General features: G+C 65.1%; 17 protein-coding genes. 10 read left to right on the top strand and 7 right to left on the bottom strand.

All coding sequences use genetic code 11. From position 1 onward, the window contains the following. Positions 1-307: 307 nt before the first annotated feature. Positions 308-940, top strand: coding sequence for a response regulator (locus tag ACZ60G_RS35670; RefSeq protein WP_465815859.1), 633 nt, complete (start codon positions 308-310; stop codon positions 938-940). Here the strand turns inward: ACZ60G_RS35670 and ACZ60G_RS35675 are convergent. After that, positions 937-1,725, bottom strand: coding sequence for a sigma 54 modulation/S30EA ribosomal C-terminal domain-containing protein (locus ACZ60G_RS35675; protein ID WP_465815861.1), 789 nt, complete (start codon positions 1,723-1,725; stop codon positions 937-939). The two genes, ACZ60G_RS35670 and ACZ60G_RS35675, sit on opposite strands and share 4 nt — an antisense overlap. Before the next feature lie 138 nt (positions 1,726-1,863). Between ACZ60G_RS35675 and ACZ60G_RS35680 the strand changes: the two genes are divergently transcribed. Further along, a complete protein-coding gene (locus ACZ60G_RS35680) occupies positions 1,864-3,603 on the top strand; it encodes a sensor histidine kinase (protein WP_465815863.1) in 1,740 nt (579 codons plus the stop codon). A 6-nt stretch (positions 3,604-3,609) separates the two neighbouring features. On the opposite strand, the gene ACZ60G_RS35685 is transcribed toward ACZ60G_RS35680, so the two are convergent. Further along, complete coding sequence (locus ACZ60G_RS35685; RefSeq protein WP_465815865.1) at positions 3,610-4,800, bottom strand: beta-ketoacyl synthase N-terminal-like domain-containing protein; 1,191 nt, start codon at positions 4,798-4,800, stop codon at positions 3,610-3,612. Between the two features lie 218 nt (positions 4,801-5,018). Here ACZ60G_RS35685 and ACZ60G_RS35690 point away from each other — a divergent pair, with 218 nt between their 5' ends. From ACZ60G_RS35690 to ACZ60G_RS35700, 3 genes are all read left to right on the top strand, one after another. Further along, a complete protein-coding gene (locus tag ACZ60G_RS35690) occupies positions 5,019-6,362 on the top strand; it encodes a diguanylate cyclase domain-containing protein (protein WP_465815867.1) in 1,344 nt (447 codons plus the stop codon). 7 nt (positions 6,363-6,369) lie between these two features. After that, positions 6,370-6,708, top strand: a complete 339-nt coding sequence (locus tag ACZ60G_RS35695) for an antibiotic biosynthesis monooxygenase family protein (RefSeq protein ID WP_465815869.1) — start codon at positions 6,370-6,372, stop codon at positions 6,706-6,708. Positions 6,709-6,906: 198 nt separating this feature from the next. Then, positions 6,907-9,138, top strand: coding sequence for a HelD family protein (locus tag ACZ60G_RS35700; protein WP_465815895.1), 2,232 nt, complete (start codon positions 6,907-6,909; stop codon positions 9,136-9,138). A gap of 61 nt (positions 9,139-9,199) precedes the next feature. Here ACZ60G_RS35700 and ACZ60G_RS35705 read toward each other — a convergent pair whose 3' ends face one another. From ACZ60G_RS35705 to ACZ60G_RS35715, 3 genes are all read right to left on the bottom strand, one after another. Further along, the gene (locus ACZ60G_RS35705) at positions 9,200-9,652 is read right to left on the bottom strand and encodes a universal stress protein (RefSeq protein ID WP_465815871.1); all 453 of its coding nucleotides are present in this window, start codon (positions 9,650-9,652) and stop codon (positions 9,200-9,202) included. A gap of 550 nt (positions 9,653-10,202) precedes the next feature. Continuing rightward, positions 10,203-10,619, bottom strand: a complete 417-nt coding sequence (locus ACZ60G_RS35710; protein WP_387295518.1) for a DoxX family protein — start codon at positions 10,617-10,619, stop codon at positions 10,203-10,205. A gap of 79 nt (positions 10,620-10,698) precedes the next feature. Further along, entirely contained in the window at positions 10,699-11,580 is an 882-nt protein-coding gene (locus tag ACZ60G_RS35715) for a DUF6597 domain-containing transcriptional factor (RefSeq protein ID WP_465815874.1), read from the bottom strand. A gap of 53 nt (positions 11,581-11,633) precedes the next feature. Between ACZ60G_RS35715 and ACZ60G_RS35720 the strand changes: the two genes are divergently transcribed. Next, positions 11,634-12,113: a VOC family protein gene (locus ACZ60G_RS35720; RefSeq protein WP_387295522.1), complete on the top strand. Its 480-nt coding sequence runs from the start codon at positions 11,634-11,636 to the stop codon at positions 12,111-12,113. 38 nt (positions 12,114-12,151) lie between these two features. On the opposite strand, the gene uvrB is transcribed toward ACZ60G_RS35720, so the two are convergent. Next, positions 12,152-14,335, bottom strand: a complete 2,184-nt coding sequence (gene uvrB / locus ACZ60G_RS35725; protein WP_465815876.1) for an excinuclease ABC subunit UvrB — start codon at positions 14,333-14,335, stop codon at positions 12,152-12,154. Between the two features lie 274 nt (positions 14,336-14,609). On the opposite strand from uvrB, the gene ACZ60G_RS35730 reads away from it, so the two are divergent. Both ACZ60G_RS35730 and ACZ60G_RS35735 read left to right on the top strand, forming a co-directional pair. Further along, positions 14,610-15,254 carry a ribonuclease FAU-1 family protein gene (locus ACZ60G_RS35730; RefSeq protein WP_465815878.1) on the top strand — a complete coding sequence of 215 codons (645 nt, stop codon included), beginning with the start codon at positions 14,610-14,612 and terminating at the stop codon, positions 15,252-15,254. A 75-nt stretch (positions 15,255-15,329) separates the two neighbouring features. Further along, complete coding sequence (locus tag ACZ60G_RS35735; protein WP_465815880.1) at positions 15,330-15,854, top strand: ribonuclease FAU-1 family protein; 525 nt, start codon at positions 15,330-15,332, stop codon at positions 15,852-15,854. 9 nt (positions 15,855-15,863) lie between these two features. Here ACZ60G_RS35735 and coaE read toward each other — a convergent pair whose 3' ends face one another. Then, on the bottom strand, positions 15,864-17,075 hold the full coding sequence (coaE, locus tag ACZ60G_RS35740) for a dephospho-CoA kinase (protein WP_465815882.1): 1,212 nt from the start codon (positions 17,073-17,075) through the stop codon (positions 15,864-15,866). Positions 17,076-17,371: 296 nt separating this feature from the next. Between coaE and ACZ60G_RS35745 the strand changes: the two genes are divergently transcribed. Together ACZ60G_RS35745 and ACZ60G_RS35750 are read left to right on the top strand one after the other, a co-directional pair. Continuing rightward, on the top strand, positions 17,372-17,584 hold the full coding sequence (locus ACZ60G_RS35745; protein WP_157124550.1) for a hypothetical protein: 213 nt from the start codon (positions 17,372-17,374) through the stop codon (positions 17,582-17,584). Between the two features lie 104 nt (positions 17,585-17,688). Beyond that, on the top strand, positions 17,689-18,456 hold the full coding sequence (locus ACZ60G_RS35750; protein ID WP_465815883.1) for an MMPL family transporter: 768 nt from the start codon (positions 17,689-17,691) through the stop codon (positions 18,454-18,456). The last annotated feature ends 80 nt before the right edge of the window (positions 18,457-18,536 follow it).

The following is an 18,536-nucleotide window of genomic DNA, read 5'->3' on the forward strand; positions in this document are numbered from 1 at the left end:
CGAAATCGAGCGTCGCTGAATATGTCATTGTTCGACATAACTATGCATGGGGCCCTCCAAGGCCGCGCTACCGAAGACCGCTATGAATGACTTCGGCCTCAGCATACCCGGAACCCCGATTCGCACAATGCCATTCAAGCGGTCGGTTTCTTTCGGTGTTTCGATAGCGCTCGTCGGTAAATTCGAGTCCCCATTACTCGAAAATGTCGTTCCCAGGCATACCGGTGCGGCCCGCCGAGGGATACCTTGTCGGGTAGGACCAAACGCCGGGGGCGCACGAGATCCCCTGCACCGCACAGGAGGTCGCGTGATCACAGTGTTCCTCGTCGACGACCACGAGATCGTCCGGCGCGGCCTAGTCGACCTGCTGGAGAGCGATCCGGAACTCACCGTGATCGGCCAGGCCGGCGACGTCGCGGACGCCATAGCGGGCATTCACGCCCTGCGACCCGATGTCGCTGTACTGGACGTCCGACTTCCCGACGGCAACGGCATCGAACTGTGCCGCGACCTACTTGCCGAAATCGACGATTTGCATTGCCTCATCCTGACGTCCTACACCGATGAACATGCCATGTTGGACGCGATATTGGCGGGCGCGAGCGGCTATGTCGTCAAGAACATCAAGGGCATGGAATTGGCCGCGGCGATCAAACAGGTCGGCATCGGACGTTCGCTATTGGATAACCGCGCGGCGGCCGCACTCAAAGCCCGGCTACGGTCCAGCACCGAAAAAGACGGGCCGCTGGCCGGCCTCACCGAACAGGAACGCCGACTGCTCGCACTGCTCGGCGAGGGATTGACCAATCGACAAATCGCGGCACGAATGTTCCTGGCGGAGAAGACCGTCAAGAATTACGTCTCCCGGCTTTTGGCCAAACTCGGCATGGAACGACGCACCCAAGCCGCGGTGCTGGCCTCCAAACTGCGTGAGAGCTAGCGGATTTCTACCGGAACGACGATGGTGAGATCCCCGTCGTAGCGGCGATACAGCAGGCGGCCGCGGCCGCTGTCGGCATCGGTGAAGAACAGGAACGGCAGCCCCTTACGGCACAGCCGGGTCACCGCCGCCTCCTCGATCAGGACCGGCGCCGGATCCGAATCCATGATCAGGGGTAGGGAATTCACCGTGAGCGGCCGCTGCGCCGGAGCCTGCGGCGGCAGGGTGGTGCGTTGCCTGGTCAGCCGGATGCCGAGTGGATCCGCCCAGCTCACCAGGGCATCCTCACCGGTTTCGGCATCGATGAACAGGTATGAGTCGTAATCCATCGCATCCATCACCGCCGACGCCTCGGCGGGCGTACCGGTCAGCAACGCGCAGCGCTTCCTCCGCACGATCGGGCGCGGCTCGGTGACCCTGGCCAGGGGCGGACGCGCCGGATCGGGCCACTCGCGTGACTGTTTGGTCGCCAGCCGGGCGATCTGACGGTCCAGCCGTTCCACCGCGAAGGTCACCGCGAAGCCGCGCGGACCGGTGACCTGCACGCGGGTCGGGGTGTCGTGTATGCGAATGTTGGCCTGTACCAACGTGGGTTCTTCCGAATCCACCGGCGCGGTCACCCGCACCCGTGCCGCTGCGTCGAGGTGGTGCCGGCGCAGTACGCGGCCGATCCCCCGCACCGCCCTGGTCACATCCGCGGGTGGCACCGCACCCCGGGTGGTCACGGCAAGTTCGGGGTCGGCGGCAGTGGCCCACAGCTCCGACGAACGCAACGGCGAATTCATAGGACATCCCTACTTTCTATTCCCGGTGTGCGACTATGCCATCACCGCTACGCCACCGCGAACAGGGCCGAAAGTCCTCGATCGACCAACTAGACTGGCGTAGGCGCTGTTACGCGCCAGCCAGAACAGGATGCCGTCATGACCGAAGAGCTGGGCAGCGGCCTCTATTCGGTACGCGACACGCTGTCGCAACTTCGGCTCCGGGAGCTGCTGTCGGAGGTCAGGGAACGCGTCGAGCTGATCATCGATTCACGCGACCGGATGGACGGCTTGGTCGAGGCGATGCTGACCGTCACCTCCGGCCTCGACCTCGATGAAACGCTGCGCGCCATCGTGCATACCGCCACCAGCCTGGTCGACGCCCGCTACGGCGCGCTGGCCGTGCGCGGACATGAGCAGCAGGTCACCCAGTTCCTCGACGAGGGCATGGACGACACCATCCGGGAGCGCATCGGCCAGCTTCCCGCCGGACACGGCGTACTCGGCGAGGTATTCACCCAACCCAAACCGCTGCGCCTCGACGAACTCTCGAAACACCCTGCCTCCGTGGGGTTTCCAGAACACCACCCGCCGATGCACACCTTCCTCGGCGTCCCGGTGCGCATTCGCGACGAGATCTTCGGCAGTCTCTACCTGACCGAGAAAGCCAATGGTCAGCCGTTCACCGAGGACGACGATGTACTCGTGCAGGCGCTGGCGGCCGCGGCCGGTATCGCGGTCGACAACGCCAGGCTCTACGAATCGGCGCGCACCAGACAGGCCTGGATCGAGGCCACCCGCGACATCGCCACCGAATTCCTCGCGGGCACCGAACCCGATCTGGTGCTCGCCCACGTCGTCGACCATGCGCGCACCCTGACCGGCTCACATCAGTCGTTCCTGGCCAGCACTGCGGTACCGCAACTCCAACTCGCCGCGGTCTCCGAACTCGTCATTACCCAATGGTCCGGTCCGGGTAGCGGATTCGACGGACTGATCGTGGACGCCGACGGCACCGCACTCGGCGAGGCCTTCACCCGCCGCACACCGCTGCGCTTCGACGATGCAGCCCGGATCGACCTCGGCGTCCCACTGCACGATGTCGGGCCCGCGCTGATCCTGCCGCTGTGCACACCCGACGCCACCCTCGGCACGCTGGTCACCGTGCGTCCCATCGGCTCACCGCCCTACCCCGACGAACTCGTCGAGCTGACCAACGCCTTCACCGACCAGGCCGCGCTGGCCATGCAGCTGGCCGAAACCCAGCGCAGAATGCGCGAACTCGACATCCTCGCCGACCGCGACCGCATCGCCCGCGACCTGCACGACCATGTGATCCAGCGGCTGTTCGCCATCGGGCTCACCCTGCAGAGCGCGGTACCGCGCGCCGAGATACCCGAAGTGCGCCAACATCTTTCGACGGTCATCAATGATCTGCAGGAGGTGGTCCAGGAGATCCGCACCTCCATCTTCGATCTGCACGGCGGCAATGGCGGCAGTATCGAATTGCAGCAGCGGATCGAGGATGCGGTGCGCCAGCAGACCACCGATTCGCCGCTGCGGGCCACCGTGCAGGTGACCGGACCGCTGTCGGTACTGGAGGCCGAATTGGCCGATCACGCGGAGGCGGTGGTGCGCGAGGCGGTGAGCAATGCGGTGCGGCATTCCGGCGCGGCGACCGTCTCGGTGGAGATCAGTGTGGCCGATGATCTGACCATCGTGGTCACCGATGACGGCTGGGGCATCCCGAATCACGTGATCCGCAGCGGATTGCGGAATCTGGAGCAGCGGGCCGAGAAGTCGGACGGGCAGTTCACCATCGGACCCGCGGTGGCGGGTATGCACGAAACAGAGGGCATGCCGGGCACGAAGTTGTCCTGGTCGGTGCCGCTTCCGTAGATCGGCTCAGTCCACCGGGCCGAGCACGACCATCGAATTATTGCCGCCCATGCCGAGCGACAGCTTGACCGTGATCCCGCCCTCGAAGGGCGTGGGACCGTCCAATAGTCGCTCGTAGGCGGGTGCGACGATCGGTGCGGCGGGCACGATGCCGCGGTCGTAGGCCAGTGCCGCCGCGGCCACCTCGACACCGGCCGCCGCCCCCTGGCAGTGCCCGGCGAGCGGCTTGACCGAATAGACGTGCGGCCGGTCGTCGAACATCCGCCGCAGCAGATCCCGCTCGGCCACATCGCACTGCCGGGTGCCGGTGCCGTGCGCGTTGAAATACCGCACGTCCGCGGGGGCGATAGCAGCGTCCGCGAGCGCGTGGCGCGCACAGTTGAAGATCTGGGTGTGCCCGGGATCGACCGAAACCACGTGATAGGCGTCATTGGTCATGCCGCCGCCGAGCACCGCGGCATAGGGCCGCTCGACCGAGCGCGTGAGGACGAAGGCGACCGACGCCTCGCCCATGCTGAAACCGCGGCTGCCCTCCTGAAAGGGGCGGCAGGCGGCCAGTGGTTCGGCATCGCCGACCGCGGCGCCGAGCCGGACGAAGTGCTCGAGCATTTCGGGGGTGGCCGACATATCGGTGGCGATGCAGATCACGTCGTCGGCGACACCGCACCGCAGCCAGAGTTCGGCGGTGATCAGCGCGACATTCGCCGAACTGCACGCCGCCGAGACATTCATCGATGGCCCGTGGAAGCCGAATTCCTGCTGTAGCACCGAGATCGGTGTGGAGGGCAGTAGTCGCATGTAGTCGCGTGAGCGCCGGTGCCCCTCATCGACCAGATAGAAGTCGCGCCAATTGGCGACGTCGCCGAGCACGATGGCGTGCAGCAGGCCGACGGTGCGGCCGGGTCGCCAACCGCGCGCGGACGCGTCGGCGATCGCCTCGCGGCCCGCCTCCTGCATGGCACGCCCGTACAGGCTGGTGCTCACCATGGGATCACCGCCATCGGGAATCAGCGAAACCCAGGCGTACTCATCGCGGCCGAAGCCGTAGCCTGGTTGTAGCGAGGCCGCGGATTTCCCGCTCAGCAGCCCCTGCCAGAGCGTCTCCCGACCCCAGCCGTACCCGCTGACCGCACCGATCCCGGCGATCGTCATATGATCTTGATGGTGCTTTTCACTGTTCGGGTTGGTACCCGGCATGGCATCGCTCCTTCACCGGCTCCCGGGGCCGAAGCGACGTTCGGCTCGCGAGAAATGTTCACAAATCCGGGTTCTGTAATGATCACCAGATAGCGGCGGATGGAGTGCCCGGACTGTGAGCGAAGCAATAGCGTCGACGATGTGATCTTGTACACGTCGAGACCAGAATAATCCCATGTTCCAATGGCCATGATCGGGTCGATGATCGGGGGTTCGGAGTGGATCAGGACAAGGCAGTCGACGTCGGCGTCGACGCCGAGCAACTGGCTCAGCGCTACCGGTCCCTGGTCGAACACTCCCCGGACGGGATCGTCGTGCACGAGCGCGGCACCGTCGTCTACGCCAATCAGGCCACCGCCCGCATGCTGGCCGCCGACAGCGCCGACGAGGTGATCGGCCAACCGCTGACCCGGTTCGTCCATCCCGATTCGGTGCCCGGCATGGTGGATCGCATCAGCCAGCTGACCACGGCGGGCGCCGCCTCCGATCCCACCGAAATGGAGCTGATCCGGGTAGACGGCAAGATCGTCCCGGTCGAGACGGTTTCGGTGCTCACCGCATGGCACGACCACCTCGCCTATCAGGTGGTCATCCACGATCTCACCGCCCAGCGCGCCGCCGAGGCCGCGCAGCGCCGGGCCGAACAGCACTTCACCACGGTGGTCTCGCAGTTGGAGGAGGGTGTGGTGGTGATCGACCGGAACGGCCGCATCGAATCGGCCAATCCCGCGGCCGTGCGGATCTTCGGCACCGACGAACGCACCGGTGAACTCGTCGGCGCAACCATCGACGAACTGCCGCTGATCCTGCTCGACGCCAACGCCCAGCCGCTGCCGCCGAGCCGGCATCCGGTCGCACGCACCCTGGCGACCGGCGAAACGATCACCAGATACATCTTCGGCGTCGACCGTCACGATGGTCAGCGCCGCTGGCTCTCCGGCAGTTCGCGGCTGCTCAATCCCGGCGATCCCGATTCACCCGCGGTGTCCTCCTTTGCTGATATCACCGAATTCCGGGCCAGTCGAAGGCAATTGGAGTTCCAGGCCACGCACGACTCGCTGACCGGGCTGGCCAATCGCTCACTGATTCTGTCCCAGCTCGCCAATGCGCTGGCCGTCAGCGAGGATCTGCCTGTCTCGACCGTGCTGTTCATCGACCTCGACGGCTTCAAGGCGATCAACGACACCCTCGGCCACGCGATCGGCGATACCGTGCTGCAGATCGTGGCCCAGCGGTTGCAGCACGCACTGCGCGGCACCGATCTGGTCGGCCGGCTCGGCGGCGACGAATTCCTGGTGCTGCTGTCCGGCCGCACCCGACGCGTCGATCTCGACTCGCTGGTCGAGCGGCTGCGCTCGACCATGGCCGAGCCGATCATCGCGCGCGGGCACCGGATCGAGGTGAACGCCTCGATCGGCGTGACCGAACTCGCAGAGGGCGACAACCGCACGCCCGAGGCGGTGCTGCACGACGCCGATCTGGCGATGTACCGCGCCAAGCCGACCGGCCATCGGGAAAGCACCAGCCTGGGCCGCAGACCGAATAACACGCACGCTTCCTGAGGGTTCCATGATCATCGAACACGCGCTGTTGCCCGTCCGCCCCGCCGAGTCGGCGGCCTTCGAGGCGGCATTCGCCGAGGCCAGGCCGATCATCGAGAGTATGCCGGGCTTCCGGTCGCTATCGCTGTCACGGTGCGTCGAGGCGCCCGGCACTTATTTGCTGCTGGTGGGATGGGAACAGTTGAGCGACCATGTTGATGGCTTCCGCGGGTCCGCCGGATATCAGCGCTGGAAGCAACTGCTGCATCACTTCTACGAACCGTTCCCCGTCGTCCAACATTTCACGCCGGTCCAGGCCACGGACCCGCTACCTGCGGTTACAGCGAGCCCGCCGAACCGGCAGTAGACTCGAAAACTCTGTTTTCAATGGCGTTCGCGTGCACCGTGACCTGCGTGTGCACCGGCTCATCGCGGTGACAAGGAGTTCAGTTTGCCCGACCGCCTCACTCAGGATCGTGCCGCGCACGACGGCACACCCGAGCGGAACCGCGATATCGACCTGGAGCAGGCCTACGTGTCCGTGCTCTATGAACGACTCGACGATATGCGCGAATACGCCACGAAACGGCTGCGCACCGTGCTGCTGGAAACCGGTGGCACCCCGCAGGCGCGCACCGAACGCGAATCCTTCAGCCAGCTCTATTCCGAGGATCTCGCCAAATACGACGCCGCCGAACACGGCCTGTGTTTCGGCCGCATCGACCTCGACGACGAGCTAGAAGGCGAATACCGCTACATCGGCAGGCTCGGCATCCTCGACGAGAAGGACGATTACGAGACGCTGCTGCTGGATTGGCGCGCGCCGCTGGCCCGTCCGTTCTATCTCGCGACGACTGCCACCCCGGACGGGGTGATCCGGCGCCGACATATCCGGTCCCGCAATCGGCGGGTCACGGCCATCAATGACGAATATCTGGACCTCGACGCCGCTCGGACTGCCGGTGTGACCGATGGCGAGGGCGGGGTCGGCAGCGAGAGTGCGCTGCTCTCGGCGCTCAATGCCGCGCGCACCGGCCATATGAACGACATCGTCGAGACCATCCAGAGCGAGCAGGACGCGATCATTCGCTCCGAGCACAAGAGCGTGCTGGTGGTCCAGGGCGGTCCGGGCACCGGCAAGACCGCCGTCGCACTGCACCGCGCGGCGTATCTGCTCTACACCTACCGTCAGCAATTGGCCAAGAGCGGTGTGCTGATCATCGGTCCGAACGCCACCTTCCTCGACTACATCGGTCAGGTGCTGCCATCGCTCGGTGAGACCGGCGTGCTGCTGTCCACCATTGGCGATCTGTATCCGGGAGTGAAGGCCACCCGCGAGGATTCGCTGCGCGCCGGAGAGGTCAAGGGCTCGCTGGCCATGCTGGAGGTGCTCAAGCAGGCGGTGCGCGACCGTCAAGAGGTGCCCTCCGAACCCGTCCGCCTCGCCTTCGACGGCTACCCGGTCACACTCGATCGCAAGATCGCCACCAAGGCGCGCGGTCGCGCCCGCTCCTCGCGGCGTCCGCACAATCTGGCCCGGCCGATCTTCGCTTCCTCGGTCATCGACGCGCTCACCGAACAACTGGCCCAGACCATGGGCGCGGATCTGTCCGGCGGCTACCGGGGGATGGCAGGAGGCGCAGCCGACGGGGCGGGTAAGGAAAGTCTGCTCAGCCGAACCGATCTCGCCGAGATCCGGGACGAGATGCGGGCCGATCCGGAGATCCAGACGGCCATCGGCAAGCTCTGGCCGATCCTGTCGCCGCAGGAGGTGCTCGCGGATCTGCTGGCCGATCCGAAGCGACTCGACCGGGCCGCGAGCAGTCTGGATCCGGCCGACCGAGCCGAACTCGCGCGCTCGGACAACGGCGAGTTCAGCGCGCCGGACGCGCCACTGCTCGACGAACTGGCCGAACTGCTCGGCATCGACGACACCGAGGAACGCGAACGCGCCCGCCGTCGCTGGCGGGCCCAATTGGCCGAGGCGCAGGACGCGCTCGACATCCTGACCGGTTCCGCGCCACAGGACCTCGAGGACGACCTCGATCCGGAGATCCTGATGGCCTACGACCTGATCGACGCCGGCCAGCTGGCCGAACGTCAGGATGTGCGCAATCGGCAGACCACCGCGGAACGCGCCGCGGGTGACCGCAATTGGACCTACGGCCATGTGATCGTCGATGAGGCGCAGGAACTTTCGGAGATGGCCTGGCGAATGGTGATGCGCCGCATACCGAATCGGTGGGTCACGGTGGTCGGCGATGTCGCGCAGACCGGCGATCCGGCGGGCGCCTCGTCCTGGCAGCGGATGCTGGAACCCTATGTGGCACAACGGTGGAAGCTCACCGAGTTGACCGTCAACTACCGGACACCGGCGGAGATCATGGCGGTCGCGGCGGATGTGCTCGCCGAGATCGATCCGGCCGCGTCGGTGCCGCGGTCGGTGCGGGAGACGGCTGTGCGGCCCCGCGCCCATGCCGTCGATGCGAGCGAATTGCGCAGTGCGGTAGCACAATTGGTAGCCGCGGAGACGGGCCCGGGTACCACGGCCGTCATCACACCGCATGAGATGGTCGCGGACTTCGCCGAGTTGGCGGGCGAATCCGTCCGGGTGCTCACGGTGCACGAGGTCAAGGGCCTGGAATTCGACGCGGTCTATCTGGTGGAACCCCAAGGGATCCTCGACGAATCGCCGCGTGGGATGAACGACCTGTACGTGGCACTGACCCGAGCGACCCAGCGACTCGGCGTGGTGCACACCGGCGACCTGCCACCGGTGCTCAGCGCACTGGATTGACGAGAACGACGACAGCCGCACATTCCTGGGGAATGTGCGGCTGTTGCTTCGGCTTTATTGCTTACCTGACGGTGTGCACGATCAGCACATCGGAGCGGGACTTGCGCGCCACATCCGAGGGCACCGAACCCAGCAACCGGCCCGCCAGGGTGTTCAGGCCGCGGTTACCGACGACCAGCAGATCGCCCTCGACCTCCTTGATGAGCGCGAGCAGGGATTCGACGGGCTCACCCACGATCGCACGCTCGACGATCTCCTCGGCGCCCGCTGCGGTCGCGCGGTCGCGGGCGGTGCGCAGGATCTCGTTGGTGGGCGCGGAGCCGCGCACCTGGTAGGCCTCGTCCTTGAGCACATCGGCGGCGGCGGCCACATCGCGATCGTCGGTCGGGTAGTACGCGCAGGCCACGACCAGGGTCGCACCCGCGGCCGCGGCCAGCGAAGCGGCCTTGTCGACGGCGACGTACGACGAGTCCGAGCCATCGGTACCGACGACAATGGTCCGGTAGGCGGTCATGCCTCCACCTCGCTAGCGCTCGGCTCCGGCATGACCGCCTGTGGCGCTGCGCCCATGGTTCGCTCGCTTCGCTCCCTCACGGCTTTCTCCTCCAACTATGTGGTGTCGGGTGCCTGCGCCGGTGCCACGTGGAGTCGTGGCACCAGCGCGGCGACTGGGGTCGACCATAGCGGCAAATCGGCCGGAAATAGCAGAAATCGCAACACATCACACTTCGGGTGTTCTGGGTTTACCGGCACAGGTTCATCCGGCGAATGCCGCAGGACCTTTGCGACCTGGGCGGATCTAATTTCCGGGTCCGCGACTTGTGATCCATCACAACCGGCGCGAACGCTCTTGTCCCCCTGGGATATTCATCACATTTACCCGACCGCGGCCGCTATACGACGGCAATGTCGGCCCGACCGGGACCGGTAAGAACGTACCCGACCGGGCCGACGCCATCCACCCGGTTCCGCAGTTACCGCGATGGAGCTCCGTCGACCCGAAAATGCCGACGACGTCTATACGGCTCACAATATCGGCGCGATCGGCACAAATCCGGTCGTATCTACAGACCGGTGAAAAGCGGTCCGGTGATGGTCAATCCGAGTTCGTCGACATGCGCGAAGAAGGCGAACAACATCAGCGAGGCGCCGGCCAGCGCGAGATCCTTGTTGAAATGGATCATCTCGCCCTGTTGAGCCTGCGGATCGGTCTCCTTCCAGAACTGGTGCATCAGGAATGCGGTCGGCACCAGCATGATCACCAGCAGCAGCGCCCCGAGGTCGGCCCATACGCCGAGCAGCACGCTGAGGCCGCCCACCGCGAGAACGACGCCACCGGCCAGCACCGCGACCCGCGGCTGCGGCAGGCCGCGACTCCGCGCATAATCGGTCATCGCGTCGGTCTGCGTGAAATGCCCGAACGCGGAACTGAAGAACAACACCACGAAAAGTACTCGCCCTATCAAGACCAAGACATCCATCACGAACTCCTCATTCACCGATGTGGAGGGCCGATTCCGATCTGTGCTCGAATGGGTCGAACGCGAGCGATCCTGCAAACTACATTCTGGTCGGGACGACCTTCGAAGTCACCTCGTTACGGGAGCGTAGCGAATTCTTGGCGTATTCCAGTGGAGCCATTCCGACTTCCGCGGTGAACTCACGCGAGAAATGCGCTTGATCGAAATAACCCAACTCGGTGGCAAGTGCGGCCAGATCTTCGATGCGTCCACGCGCGAGTAGATCTGCGCCGTCCTGGAGCCGGTATCGACGCAGCACCCATTTCGGTCCGGCGCCGACATAGCGCCGGAACATCCGCTGTAATGTGCGGATCGGGATATCGAACCGATCGGTGACCTGATCGACCCTGGTCAGTTCTTGGTCCTGTGCCATGGCGTCGACGATGCGCAGCACCAGCCGGTAGTTGGGATCCGTCGCGGCCTTTCGGCCGATCAGGAAATCCTCGATTATGCTGCGGCGCTTGATATCCGAGGATTCAGCCAATACGCGGTCGGCCAAGCCCGCCGCCTCGGGCAGCACGTCTGTGAGGGGCACGGCGGTGTCCCGGAACACACCGACATCCAATCCGGTGAACGCACCGAATCCACCGGCGCGAAAACGTGCGCCGAACGTCTCCCCCGCGCCGCTGAGTTCCCGGACGAACTTCGTGGTGCAGACGCCGTTGACGAAACCGCCGGTGCGGGTTTCGGTGCGTTCGAAGGTGACGTTCACGCACGGAAACGGCAGCACTTCGGCGTAGTACGGCGGTCGACCGGTCAGATCCCAGCGCACCGACCAATACCACTCGACGAACCGCCCGACCTCCGGCCCGGCCGACAACCGCGCCAACGAGCGATGTCTGGCCTGCTCGTCGGGATGCAGAATGCCCTTCACATTGTCGAGCGCGGGCACCGGAACCGGCCCGTCGGCTGCGCCGGTCACGGCTGTCGCTTTCTTACAAGACCACTTCGCCGCGCTCGACGAGGCTTATCGGCATGAGCGAAACAGCGAACACCGTCAACCCCATCGCCGACGGCTACCACTCCATCACCTGCTTCCTGGCCGTCCCCGACGGCAATAAGGCAATCGAGTTCTATACCAACGTCTTCGAGGCCGAGGTGATCAGCCGCAACGATCTCCCCGACGGCCAGCCCGCACACGCCGAACTGAAGATCGGCGACTCGACCCTGCAACTGGGCATGCCCATTCCGGACAACAATGTCCTGGCTCCCAATGGCGAATGGGTGCACACCTCGATCGTGCACTACTGCCCCGATGTCGACGCGGTCGTCAAGCGGGCCATCGAAAACGGCGCCCGCAGTGCGGAGGAGCCGCAGACATTCGTCACCGGCGACCGCTTCGGCGTGGTCCTGGACCCCTTCGGGCACCGCTGGGCGGTGATGACCAAGGTAGAGAATGTCTCGCGCGAAGAGGCCGAGCGCCGCGTGAACGAATGGATGGCCACCCAGAGCTGAGCCATGCCGAGTCCGGCGGCGTCGAAAGACGCCGCCGCTCAACTCAACCCCGCGGCATCCATCCCGCGCAGTTCCTTCTTCAGATCCGCGATTTCGTCCCGCAACCGACCGGCCAATTCGAACTGCAGCTCGCGGGCCGCATTCATCATCTGCGCGGTGAGTTCCTTGACCAGATCGGCCAATTCGGCCCGCGGCATCGACTTGACGTCGCGGCCCTCGTACACCCCCGCGCTGACAGCCCGCCCTGGCTCGCCCTGGGCGCGACGGCCGCGGCTGGCATTGCGGCCGGAGCCGCCGACGGCCACCTCGCTGTCGTCGGCCTCCTGATACACCTGATCCAGGATGTCGGCGATCTTCTTGCGCAGCGGCTGCGGATCGAGGCCCATCGCTTCGTTGTAGGCGACCTGCTTGGCCCGGCGGCGATCGGTCTCCTCGATCGCGTGCTGCATCGAGTCGGTGATCTTGTCCGCGTACATGTGCACTTCACCGGAGACATTGCGCGCCGCGCGTCCGATGGTCTGGATGAGGCTGGTGCTGCTGCGCAGGAAGCCCTCCTTATCCGCGTCCAGAATCGCGACCAACGACACCTCGGGCAGGTCGAGACCTTCGCGGAGCAGGTTGATGCCGACCAGCACGTCGTACTCGCCCAGTCGCAGCTGTCGCAGCAGCTCGACCCGACGCAACGTATCGATCTCCGAATGCAGATACCGCACCCGGACACCGAGCCCGAGCAGATAGTCGGTGAGGTCTTCGGCCATCTTCTTGGTCAGCGTGGTGACGAGCACCCGTTCGTCACGCTCGGTCCGCAGCCGGATCTCGTGCACCAGATCATCGATCTGGCCCTTGGTCGGCTTGACGACGACCTGCGGATCGACCAGACCCGTCGGCCGGATCACCTGCTCGACCACCTCGCCGCCGGCCTGACCGAGTTCGTACGGTCCTGGCGTTGCCGACAGATAGACCGCCTGCCCGATCCGCTCGGCGAACTCCTCCCAGGTGAGCGGCCGGTTATCGATCGCCGACGGCAGCCGGAACCCGTACTCGACGAGATTGCGCTTGCGTGACATATCGCCCTCGTACATGCCGCCGATCTGCGGAACGGTGACATGCGACTCGTCGATGACGAGCAGGAAGTCCTCCGGGAAGTAGTCAAGCAGCGTGGCAGGTGCGGACCCCGGCGCACGCCCGTCGATATGGCGCGAATAGTTCTCGATGCCCGAGCAGAATCCGACCTGGCGGATCATCTCCAGGTCGTACTGCGTGCGCATACGCAGCCGCTGCGCCTCCAGCAATTTGCCCTGGCGATCGAGCTCGGCCAGCCGCTGCTCGAGTTCGGCTTCGATATCGCGAACCGCACGCTCCATCCGGTCCGGACCCGCGACGTAGTGTGTGGCAGGGAAGATCCGGACGGTATCGACCTGCCGCACCACATCGCCGGTGAGTGGATGCAGGTAGTAGAGCGCCTCGATCTCGTCGCCGAAGAACTCGATGCGCACCGCGAGTTCCTCGTAGGACGGGATGATCTCGACGGTGTCACCACGCACCCGGAACGAACCGCGGGTGAAGGACATGTCGTTGCGGGTGTATTGCACGTCGACCAGCAGCCGCAGGAATGCGTCGCGATCGATTTCGGTGCCGACATCCAGCTGCACCGACCGATCCAGATACGACTGCGGTGTACCGAGGCCGTAGATGCACGACACCGACGCGACCACTACGACATCGCGACGCGACAGCAGACTCGATGTTGCCGAATGCCGCAGCCGCTCGACATCGTCGTTGATCGAGCTGTCCTTCTCGATATAGGTGTCGGTCTGCGCGATGTAGGCCTCGGGCTGGTAGTAGTCGTAGTACGAGACGAAGTACTCGACGGCGTTGTTGGGCAACATCTCTCGCAGCTCGTTGGCCAGCTGTGCGGCGAGGGTTTTATTCGGCGCCATCACCAGCGTCGGCCGCTGCAGCCGCTCGATCAGCCAGGCGGTGGTGGCCGATTTACCGGTGCCGGTCGCGCCGAGCAACACCACGTCACGCTCGCCCGCATTGATGCGACGCTCGAGTTCAGCGATGGCCGCGGGCTGATCACCGGCCGGCCGATGTTCGCTGACCACCTGGAACTGCCCGTCGGCCCGCTCGATCTCCCCGACCGGCCGGAACTCCGAATGCGCCAGCGGGGTGCCCCGGTCCTCGTAGCCTTCCGCCGGGATTTCGGTTGCGAATGCCATGGTCACCAGCCTAGGCGCAGGCACCGACAGATTCTGCGGCCCGGCGGATCCGCCGCCGACGGGCTCGTCACCGGATTACGATCGGCGTATCCTTTCGCGATCTGAAGCATCATCCCGCCCCAGGGCTGATGCGCAATCTGTTATCTGTCCTATAGGGCAGGTAAACGGACTTTAATGTCCGTTGCCGCAACGAGATTCGGCGTTTTCTCGGCATCGGCGAACCAGCCGCAGCAGGTGTAGCCTGATTTGGTTGTCGGACATGAGGATGAGGCCAATGAGCGCTCTGATTCCATTGCTTGCCGCCGCGCCCGCTGTGACCGGTATCGCCGGTTACGTTGCGCGTGACTTTCGGGGGGTCGCGCCCCTGATCCAGCCAACCACCACCGCCGCCGCACCGGGATCGCCGATGACTACCACTCAGCTAAGACCGAAGATCGAACATTTCAATATCGCCGAGCTGACTATGACCGATCCCAAGGGGTTCGTGCGCCCGATCGACCGCGTGCACGTCGAGCCGTGGGGCCTGTACGTGGCACGCACCGTCGGCGGTCCACGGATCCAATACATGGAGACCTGGCTGCTGCCCGAACTCTGGTTGCGCGTGACGATCGTGCACTACCAGCCCGGACATCACCGCGACCTGGACTATTGCCTGCATATCGGCGAGTACACCCGGATCGAGCCCAAGCGCTGGAAGTCGATGGACCAGTACCTCGAGATCGCGGTGCGCCACTCCCGCGCGGCCGAATTGCGCGGGGTCGACGATCTGCTGGCCGCCCATTCGGCCGGTCTGATCGACACGACGCATGCGCATCACGCGCTGGACCGGGCGACCAAGGCGATGGAGGGCCTGGCCGCGCACGGACACGAGGTCGAGCCCTGGCTTGCCACCAAGGAGATCACACTGACCTGGATGTAGCCGATCCACCGGACGATCTGCCCAACCGCTGCCGTACCACTCGACGGCGCGGCAGCGGCGGTAGATTCTATTTGCATGACACAGGCACCATCAGTGGACGTGCACAGGCCCAAGGTCGAGTACTTCAATCTCGCGGACCTGACCAACACGGACCCGAAGGGCTTCGTCCGGCCGGTCGAGCGCTACCGGACCGAGCCGTGGGGCCTGTACATGGCGCGGACCTCGGATCATCCACAGTTCCATTACATCGAATCGTGGCTGCTGCCCGGGCTTTCCATTCGGGTGACGATCTTCCACTATCACCCCGCGCATCAGCGCGATCAGGACTACTACCTCGATATCGGGCAATTCACCCGGGTCGTTCCGAAGAAGTGGAAGTCGGTGGACCACTACCTCGATATCGTGGTGCGCTCGGGGCGCGGGATCGAACTGCTCGACGTGGACGAGTTACTCGCCGCGCACACCGCGGGATTCATCACCCTCCGCGAAGCCCAGGCCGCCATCGAGCACGCGTCCATCGCGATCGATGGCATCGCCGCCAACGGCTACTCGCTCGACCGCTGGCTCGCCACCCTGGACATCACCCTGACCTGGCTGTAATACCGCCGCTCAGCGTTCGACGCTGTCGCGCCAGGCCGCTGCCCGCGGGTAGGCAGCGTCGAACCATGGTTCCTTCACATCCAGATACGCCAGTGTCGCCGCCTCGCCGGTCAGCCCAGCCGCCTTGGCCTCCCCCTCGCGCTTGACCTCCAGATACTCCGCGCGCACCGCCGCATCGGCAATCAGCCAGTCCCGGAACAGCAATGCGAACTCCTGCCCCGGCGAGCCCGCCACCCGGATGTGTACATTCGCCAACCGCCCCGGATCGGCACTCTGGTGAAACCGCTTGGCCCACAGGGCCGTATCGCTGCCCGCCGGATCCGCCGCGGTCGGCTTCGGGTTGTCGCGGGTGACATCGGGCCGAACCGGAAAACCGGCCGCCCCCAACGCATCTCGCAGCCCGTCGGCGGCTGCCAGATCCGCGACGGTGATCTGCACATCGATCACATCCTTGGCGGGCAATCCCGGCACCGCGGTCGAGCCGATGTGGTCGATTCGCGATGCCGCCGGACCACACGCCACCCACAGCCGGGCGATGAGCCGCTGCGCCTGCGCCGCCCACTCCGGATTCGCGGGCACGACGCGCAACTCCTTGCGCCGCGCCGGTGTCGCGGTGCGCAGGTTCTCCTCGAACGGCACCAACCGTTGCGTCCACAACTGCCGGACAACCGGATCGATGGCCCCCGGTTCACCGCTATTGTCCAACAGCACATCCGCGACGGCGTGGCGCTGTTCATCGGTGGCCTGCGCCGAAATACGCGCCCGTGCATCCGTTTCGGAAACGTCCCGGAATTCCACCAATCGCCGTATCCGAGTTTCCGCGGGCACATCGACGATCAATACGAGATTCATCAGCGGCGCGAGACCGTTTTCCACCAGAAGTGGAATATCTTGAACGAGAATCGCATCCGCTGGCGCGGCGGAAATCAATTCCGTCGTTCGTTTACCGACCAATGGATGGACAATGGAATTCAACGTCGCGCGAGCGTCGTCGTTTCCGAATGCCTTGGCCGCCAGCGCCGGCCGGTCCAGGCTGCCGTCGACAGCGAGGATGTCTGGGCCGAACGCCGCCGCCAACGCCGTGAGGCCCTCGGTACCCGGCTCGACGACCTCCCTGGCGATCACATCGGAATCGACGATCACCGCGCCGAGCTCGGCGAGAATCCGCGCCACCGTCGACTTGCCCGCTCCCATGCCTCCGGTGAGGCCGATCCGCAACATTCGACCAGTCTCGCATCCGCGATGTCGCGCCGAACGCAACCCCCTGTGCGCGCAATCCACCCAATCAGCTGGAATACCCACTCATGCCGCGCATTCCACCGTCTGAAACACCATTTGCCCGATCCGTGACTAGGCCGAGACCATCTCGCAACATTTCCGGTCGATTCCCGCCCCCGGACCACAACTTTCCGACACGCCGAGGCAATTACTCGTGCAAAATACTGTGCCGAACACTTTCGTTCGACTAATCTTCGCCGTGGCGATCCAGGCCAGTACCAGCAAGCAAAGGAACATCATTGGGCACCAAAATCAACCAGGTGGGTCGCCACCGCCTGGGTAAGGCGGGGGGCATGCACTGCATCAAGCACCCCGCCGTCGCGGCCGCGCTCGCCGAGCACCGCCGCTCGTGGTTCACCGCTTTGATCAGCCCCGCCCGGCACAGCTTCGCGGCCATGCGAAAACGCTCCGCTGCCGCGACCGCGTACTGGGCGCCTGCGACCGCCAGCTGATTTCAGCCGCCTATCCGGCCATAAACTTCCGGTGACCCAGCCCCATCAGGGGTTGGGTCATTTCGCGCTGCCGTCAGCACCCGCGCCCTTCTGACAGTCACTTCGTGCTCGGCGCCTGGCTGCTCTTCGCGATCGCCTGCGGATCGGCCTATCCGGCACTCCACGACCGTCTCGGCACGCCCGATTATTCGGTCCCCGGATCCGAATCGTTGACCGTCGATCGTCTTGTCGCCGAACACTTCGCGCGCTTCGGCACCGAACAGGACCTCATCGTCTTCCATTCCGAGCAGCGCACCGTCGACACGCCGGAGTTCCGCACGGTGATCGATCAGGCGCTGGGCACCACCCGTGCCGCCGCCGCTGTGGCAGGTGCGATCGGCCCGTTCGAAGGCAATGCCGCCGCCCAGGTCTCGGCCGACCGGCACGCCGCCTTCGGCATTGTCGGCGTCCATGGCGAAACACCGGAGCGCGTCGCGATCGCCCGACAGCTGAAGTCCGAATTGGCTGCCGCTTCGGATTCGGGCGTCGAGGTCACGGTCACCGGGTTCGCACAGCCCGATCTCATCGACATCGAGACCACCGATATGCAACGCGCCGAGGCCACCGGCTTGCCCGTGGCGACCGCGGTGCTGGTGCTGGCCCTCGGTGCAGTGGTCGGCTCCACCCTGCGCATTACGGTCGGCGGCGGGCATCGCGGTGGCCGTGGGCGTGCTCTTCGGCCTGACCACCTTTCTGACCTAGCTGTGCGCATCGAACAGATCCAGCGCGACGCGCTGAATGCGGCTCATCGCCTCGATCTTCCTGCGTTCCCAGGCGGTCCCGGTGAACTCGGACATCAGGGCAAAAATAATCGCGACCTAGGGAGTGTTTAAGAAGTGAGTTGATGCCGGTGTCGCTGCCACGAAATCGCTTGTAGGCGTTAGGTGTTGGCGTGTCGCTGCCGGGAGATGGG

Source organism: Nocardia sp. NPDC102475, from assembly GCF_055584605.1.